Source organism: Microcoleus sp. S13_B4 (assembly GCF_036700885.1).
Classification (GTDB): domain Bacteria; phylum Cyanobacteriota; class Cyanobacteriia; order Cyanobacteriales; family Microcoleaceae; genus Microcoleus.
Genome location: NZ_JAUBPU010000110.1, coordinates 1 through 7,024 on the forward strand (window position 1 = coordinate 1; position 7,024 = coordinate 7,024).

Annotated in this window: 4 protein-coding genes; 1 reads left to right on the forward strand and 3 read right to left on the reverse strand. The window is 47.1% G+C overall.

Annotated elements, in window-relative coordinates; translation table 11 throughout:
• Positions 1-324: 324 nt before the first annotated feature.
• From ligA to QT994_RS27090, 3 genes are all read right to left on the reverse strand, one after another.
• The gene (gene ligA, locus QT994_RS27080) at positions 325-2,349 is read right to left on the reverse strand and encodes an NAD-dependent DNA ligase LigA (protein WP_333180136.1); all 2,025 of its coding nucleotides are present in this window, start codon (positions 2,347-2,349) and stop codon (positions 325-327) included.
• A gap of 170 nt (positions 2,350-2,519) precedes the next feature.
• Positions 2,520-3,584, reverse strand: coding sequence for a vWA domain-containing protein (locus tag QT994_RS27085; RefSeq protein ID WP_333180139.1), 1,065 nt, complete (start codon positions 3,582-3,584; stop codon positions 2,520-2,522).
• A gap of 134 nt (positions 3,585-3,718) precedes the next feature.
• Positions 3,719-4,699 (reverse strand): Npun_R2479 family HD domain-containing metalloprotein, encoded by a 981-nt coding sequence (locus QT994_RS27090; RefSeq protein WP_333180145.1) that lies wholly within the window; start codon positions 4,697-4,699, stop codon positions 3,719-3,721.
• 285 nt (positions 4,700-4,984) lie between these two features.
• Between QT994_RS27090 and QT994_RS27095 the strand changes: the two genes are divergently transcribed.
• Positions 4,985-6,730: an alpha/beta hydrolase gene (locus tag QT994_RS27095; RefSeq protein WP_333180142.1), complete on the forward strand. Its 1,746-nt coding sequence runs from the start codon at positions 4,985-4,987 to the stop codon at positions 6,728-6,730.
• Positions 6,731-7,024 lie beyond the last annotated feature (294 nt).

Here is a 7,024-nt window from a genome sequence, read left to right on the forward strand (position 1 = left end):
AACCTATCTTTAGTTGAGTTTGAATATATCGATCGCTTCTGTTCTTAGTTTGCGATCGATTATTCAGCAAACCCTATGTATATTCACCAAGTGCGATCCTCTTCGTTGGCGTAGCCCCCGTAGGGGCGGGCTTCGCTAACGCGATTTCTATGCCTTTTGAGGTATTGCCCAATTCGCGATCGGCTATTTTGCACCTAGGGAAATAGAATGGTTGGCGATGTTCTCGGAAAACGGCTCAAGTGAATCAGCTTTTTTACGAATCGCAGACGGCGCAGAGGGCGTAGATAAAGAAAAAAGAGAGATATATTGACTTTCACCAATCATTTAGGGTTTCGATAGCAGTTCTAATAACTCAGCTTCCGAAAGTAGTTCTACCCCCAAAGATTGAGCCTTTTCTAACTTAGAACCCGCATCTTCTCCCACAACCACATAATCTGTTTTAGCACTCACAGAACTTGTTACTTTACCTCCAGCTTTTTGAATCAAATCTTTAGCTTCATCTCGCTTCAAAGTAGGCAAAGTTCCTGTAAGCACAAAGGTTTTGCCTGCAAGTTGTAAATTTGTGCTGGCTACATTGGAACTTTTCACTTCTGAGTGCAATTGCAAGCCAGCAGTTTTCAACCGTGCAATTAAACTTTGATTTGCCGGCACTCGAAACCACTGATAAACAGCTTGAGCAATTTCCGACCCGATGCCGTAAACCCCCTCAATCGAGGCCGCCGATACGGCTGCTAACTCTTCCACATTGGCAAACCTTTCTGTCAGCAATTGAGCGTTGACTGTGCCGACGTGGCGGATACCCAAGCCGTAAAGTACGCGCGACCAAGGTTGATTTTTAGATTGGGCGATCGCACTTACCAACTTTTCTGCTAACTTCTTACCCATGCGTTCCAAACTCATCAATCTTTCCGCAGTCAAATCGTACAAATCCGCCGCAGAATGCACCAGATTGCTATCAACCATTTGCTGCACCAACTTTTCCCCAACCCCGTTAATATCGAGAGCATCCCGGCTGCAAAAATGAATCAGTGAACCCCTCAAAATTGCTGGACAAGATGTATTGATGCAGCGAGTAACGGCCTCCCCCTTTTCCCGAACCACAGGCTGTTCGCATTCGGGACAGCAACTAGGCATTTGGAAAAGTTGAGCATTTTGGGGGCGAAGTTCCGGCAAAACTCGCACAACTTCTGGTATAATTTCCCCAGCTTTTCTGACAATTACAGTATCGCCAATATGGAGATTTAGGTCGGAAAGTCGATCGCTGTTGTGAAGAGAAGCCCGCGAAACCGTCGTTCCAGCCAACTGCACAGGTTTCAGTTCCGCTACAGGCGTCAGAGCCCCGGTTCTCCCTACTTGCACGGTGACAGCTTCCACAATTGTAGGGACTTCGGCAGCGGGATACTTAAGTGCGATCGCCCAACGCGGAAACCTCTGAGTAAAACCCAATTGTTTTTGTAACAAAACCGAATTAATCTTAACAACAACCCCATCCGTCATGTAAGGCAAATTTCGCCGCTCAGTATCCCAATATTCGTAATACTCGCGAACCTCCTCCAAAGCATAGCAAATTTTGCGATTGGGATTCACCTTAAACCCCCTTCGGCGCAACAATTCCAACGAATCCCACTGTGTTTTCTCCTCGTTACCCTCATCTAAATGCAGAGTATAAGCAAAGAAATCCAACCGTCGCTTATCCACAATTTTAGAATCCAACTGTCGCAGGGTACCCGCCGCAGCATTGCGAGGATTAGCAAACAATTGTTCCCCTACTTTTTCTCGTTCCCGATTAATTTGCTCAAACACAGCTAAAGACAAAAATGCCTCTCCCCGCACTTCCAGAACAGGCGGCGGATTATCTAAATTGAGCTTCAGAGGAATCGAGCGAATAGTCTTGACATTTTGAGTAATTTCCTCTCCGGTTATGCCGTCTCCCCGTGTCGCACCACGGACTAAAACTCCATTTTCATAGGTTAACGCTAAAGCAGAACCGTCTATTTTCAATTCGCAAACATATTCAGCAGTTAATTGTTGATTATCTCCTGCTACCCTTTGCCAACGTTCCTGCCATTTAGCAAATTCCTCAAAATTAAAAGCATTTTCCAAACTGTAGAGAGGAATATTGTGCTTGACGCTAAAAAATTGAGTAGCAGGCTGTTCTCCCACGCGCTGAGTCGGACTTTCCGCAGTAATTAAGTCAGGATAATCCGATTCTAACTCTTGCAACTGACGATAAAGTCGATCGTACACCTCATCAGCCATAATCGGCGCATCCAAAACATAATAAGCATAGCTAGCTTCTTGTAGCTGCTGCCTCAACTGTTGAATTTGGTGTTCTATTTCGGGCTGCATATTAATTTAAAAGTGTATATTTTTTAACCGCAGAGGCATAGGATCAAAACAAATCCTATAGTCATCGACGCACCAACTATTTGTATGGTGCTTATGGCGCACCTTACTTATAGCGGATTTTACCACGCTTTGCGTCACTCTACGGTTGTAGTTAGGAGATTTAATATCGATTAACGAGCCCAATCTTCTACTTCATAAAGAAAACGACTTCCACCTATCAGCTTGCGATTTGCCGAGGTACTTTGCACAAAAACCGCATACTTTTCTAGATTGCTCGGTTTAATGCGAACTGTCTCGCCCATTGGCAAACCCAACATTTCTCGCGCCGCTTCTCCTTCAAACAAATCCCCTGTCGAACGTTCCATCAGCACAATTTCTTTCTTACCTTGGATAGTTTCTGTTTTAGTAAACTCATAAAACCCGCGTCCGGTTTTAAAAGTCAAACCATTCTCCAGAACAAAAGCTTTAATTGAAATCTCGCTGTCTACTTCTAAAATCTGAAATCTCCCCGGTTTTACGGCTCGCAATTCTGCCGATTCGTACACAGGGGCGCCTTCCCGCTTCAGCATGGTATCAAACATCTTGTTTAATCCGCGACTCATGCGACCTTGAGTGACAACTTCTTGTTCGTAAGCTTGCAGTTGTTCGTTAGATGACTGTTGGTAACAAACTGCTAAAAATAAATCTGTAATGTAGGAAAATTGGTCTAGATTGAGGTGAAAACCGCCAGATTTTTCTGCTAGTTCTTTGTAAAATAAAGTAGCGTGCTGGCGGTTGAGAGCTTGGATGCCGTAAACGGTAATTCCCATCTGTGCTAACTTATCGACTTCTTGACGCCAGTTAAGTTTTTGAGGAGTTTGAGCGGGTGCGTGCGGGATGTCATCGCCAATTAGCACCAATGTTTTGGAATTAGTTGGAGTCCAAGAAAGTGACTGAGCTTCGTGCAAGACTAATTCATAACATTCTGGAGCATCGCCGCCGCCAGTTGGCTCTACATTTTGAACAAAATTGCAAATTGTGCCGACATCGCCGGACAAATCGAGGTGTTTAGTTACGTATGTGCTGCCAGCATCGCAATAGTCTCCGTGGGCAATAATGCCAATCCGAATGCCAGGAATTTCATCGAGCAGTCTTGTTACCGTCTCTTTGATTTTCCGACGAACTTGTGTCAAACAAGGGTACATACTGCCAGTTGTATCAAAGCTAAAAACGACTTCAATATTGTTGGTTTCCATGACCGAACTCTCCCTAATAAACAAGTAATTCTTAGCTCTACTATAGCTTCCAAAAAAGGAGCCAGCAACTAGACATCCAATTTTTTTCTAATGATGACTGGTGTTTTTAGCTGCCGAATTGAGCGCCTAAATTATTACAAATTTAAGTCGGGAAAATCCCCAAATTTCTTGTCTTCCCCGGATATGACAGGTTGAAGCTTCTCACTATCGTGTTCGCCGTTCAAGTTGTTACTGGCGTGGGATTTGATTAATCCTTGAGCGTTTGTCTTGTTGAAAGCGATCGGTTCAGCGTGTTCTACCTGAAACACGTTAGCGTAGAGGTTGGCAATAATCTGTTTGCCTCCCTGGGTCAATTCCAAGTAGTTCAAAGCTGCGGGAATATAGGGGAAAACTCCATTCCAATAAAACTTCGCGTAATTTTGCCGCAAATCTCCCGGAGACTTGTAGCCCAAGATTTTATTAGTGCCGACTTCCTCAAATTCGTAGAACAGGGCACTTATTTTTCGCAGGTAATTGGGGTCGCTCAACTGACCGATCAAATCGGCGGCCCTGGCGAGTCCAGAATAATTATTTCTGTCTTGATGAGTTTCGCTAGCAGGAACTGGGAAGCGAGTCAATTCTATATTGCGCTTAATTTGTTCGGCATCAATTAATGTGTGACCGCCGAAGCGTTCGTCAATTACGAGTTTCCCTCGATCGACATGATAAGCAGTTAAACTAGCAGAAGTGGCCCCGATCGGCACAGAAACCATTTTCCCCTCAACACCCGTAGCGTAGAGTCCGACAGCTTCTTGGTCTTGGCGGCAAACACCTTTCACGTAGCCGATATCGTGGCACAGCAGCGAGATCAAGTAGTGGAGCCAATCTTCCGGCGACACACCCCCTTCCCGAATATGCTTGCCTCGGAGAATCTCTTGTCCCACCAAAGCCACGAGCATTGTGTGTTCCACATTGTGGTACAGAGCATCGCAATTAGCGATATTTTCCAGAGCCATAGTCCCCGCCCAGGCGATAATTTCAGGATAGTCAGGCTTATACTTGCCGTAGGTGCGACGGTAGCCAGCCTGCAGCTCTTGCACAAAAGCGTCAATCAGGATAGCAGTTGCATTGAACATCATAAATTCTCCCACTCAGACTGTAGTTACAAACTCGATCGACAATATCTTGCATAGCTGAAAAAATAATCAATGGGCCTTCCAGCAGGTTTGACCCCTCGGCGTTGAATTTTAAATTTCAGCTAGCCTTGTAAAATTAGAAAATTACTTTTAGGCTATGCTTCCCAAGATAACCTAATTTCCGAAGCATCCGAAGCATCGATCTGTTGCTTCGGCATTAAATATTGGCGAAACAATTTACATGGTTTCACCGACTAATTATTAGAAGTCCTAGGTGTGAAAGTTATGAACAGTCTGTTTCCGAGTCTCTCCACAGCAGCCCTTCGCACTCGGCGGTCGATCGCCTTAAAATACCTAGGATTGTTTGCATTCACGGCTGTTTGCACCGCCACACCGGCAATGGGTGCCGAGCGAATTTACGTAACTTACGGGCCGCTAGAAGAATCAGTTCCCATCGAATCCCTGGCACTCTTCGCCAAAGAAGGCAAAATAGACTCGAATTTGGACGGCTTCGCTCAGTACATCAAAGAATCTCAGCAAGCTGAGATTCGCAACGCCCTGCAAGCGAAAGCTGAAATCAGCCACGTGACGATCGCCCAATTCCTCTACACGCCTCAAGGAGAAGTGCTGCTGAAACGCTTGGGGCGGCTGATTCAAACCAAAGCTCGGCAGCCCGGATTTTACGCCATCCGAGCAGCCCTGATTTTAGCAGCCTCAGATCCAGAAGGCTTGACAATCGTCAACGTGCTGCGGAAATTCCCCACTTACGGCATCAGGATTGACCTCGCCCGCGGCTTGGCTATCGCCAACGAGCTGACATCGCTGATCAACCGTTCCAATCAGACGATCGCCGGAGTCACCCAATTGTCCGAAGCAGAAGCAGCCTTAGAATTGGCCATACTGCCCGCTCAAATGCTACAGCCCCAGCTACCGGGCCCCTATACTTGGAACAAATCCTCGGTAACTGTTAGGAGTCCAAATCGCGATCGCACTTTTGATATGGACATTTACCTGCCGCAGCGCAGCCCGCAACCGGCGCCAGTAGTAGTAATTTCCCACGGTGTAGGTTCCGATCGCCTGTCTTTCCAGTATTTAGCCAAACACCTAGCCTCCTACGGCTTTGCCGTCGCCGTCCCCGAACACCCCGGCAGCAACGCCCAACAAATCCAAGACTTAGTAACAGGCAGAGCAAATGAAGTAGCAGAACCAGAAGAATTTGTCAACCGCCCCCTCGACATCAAAGACTTGCTCGATTATTTAACCCAACTTTCTACAACCGATCCGGCCTACCAAGGGCAGCTCGACTTGCAGCGAGTTGGCGTCATCGGCCAGTCTTTCGGTGGCTATACGGCTTTAGCATTAGCCGGGGCGGGGATTAATTTTGCACAGCTAGACAAAGACTGCCAGCTCGAAAACGAGACTTGGAACCTCTCCCTGCTGTTACAGTGCCGCGCCCGCAGCCTAGAGCGGAAGCAGTACAATTTCGAGGACCCGCGCATCAAAGCTGCGATCGCCGTTAACCCGATCGCCAGCAGCATTTTCGGAGAAACAAACCTCAGCAAAATCCAAATCCCAGTCATGGTAATCGCAGGCAGCGCGGATACCGTCGCCCCCGCTTTACTGGAACAAATTCAACCGTTCACTTGGCTGACATCGCCCAACAAATATCTGGTACTGATGAACAATGGGACTCACTTCTCAACGATCGAGGATTCCCCTCAAAGCCTCTTTCTGCCACCACCAGAGGTCATCGGGCCGGAACCAGCGTTAGCCCGCCGCTACCTCAGCGGACTCAGCCTAGCTTTCATGGAAAGCTATTTGAACAACAAATCAAATTTCCGCCCGTATTTGGAGCCATCCTACGCTTTAAGCATCTCCCGAGACACTCTGGGGCTGAGAATTTTGCGATCGCTCACCCCGCAACAACTCCAGCAGTTCAGGCTTTCTCCACCTCCTCGCATCCCGGCCTCTCCCCCTGTCCTCGCTCCTGTTTCTCTACCTTCTCCACTTCCCATAGCTCCCGCTCGTTAGGGTTGAGGTGCCCCGAAGAGCAGGCTGGCATATCTTTTCACCCGGGGGCGATGGCGTCCCGCCCCGCAAGCTACGGCCATCTCTCTGCTTTCATCAGCTTTCCTAATCACACTCATCAGTTAAACTGTCGCTCAACCCCTTTACAAACCTTAACAACACCGTTAATAATAGAAACATCATCCGAACATTGAAAACCAAATAAAGCAATCATAAACAAATGACAACAACCTTACAGCAGCGCGAAAGCGCCAACGTCTGGGAACGCTTTTGTGAGTGGGTCACAAGCACCGACAA

What these genes read in the sequence shown, in the direction of transcription:
- QT994_RS27095 (WP_333180142.1), top strand. Translation starts at nt 4,985, where the DNA reads ATGAACAGTCTGTTTCCGAGTCTCTCCACAGCAGCCCTTCGCACTCGG.
- QT994_RS27090 (WP_333180145.1), bottom strand. Translation starts at nt 4,699, where the DNA reads ATGTTCAATGCAACTGCTATCCTGATTGACGCTTTTGTGCAAGAGCTG.
- ligA (WP_333180136.1), bottom strand. Translation starts at nt 2,349, where the DNA reads ATGCAGCCCGAAATAGAACACCAAATTCAACAGTTGAGGCAGCAGCTA.
- QT994_RS27085 (WP_333180139.1), bottom strand. Translation starts at nt 3,584, where the DNA reads ATGGAAACCAACAATATTGAAGTCGTTTTTAGCTTTGATACAACTGGC.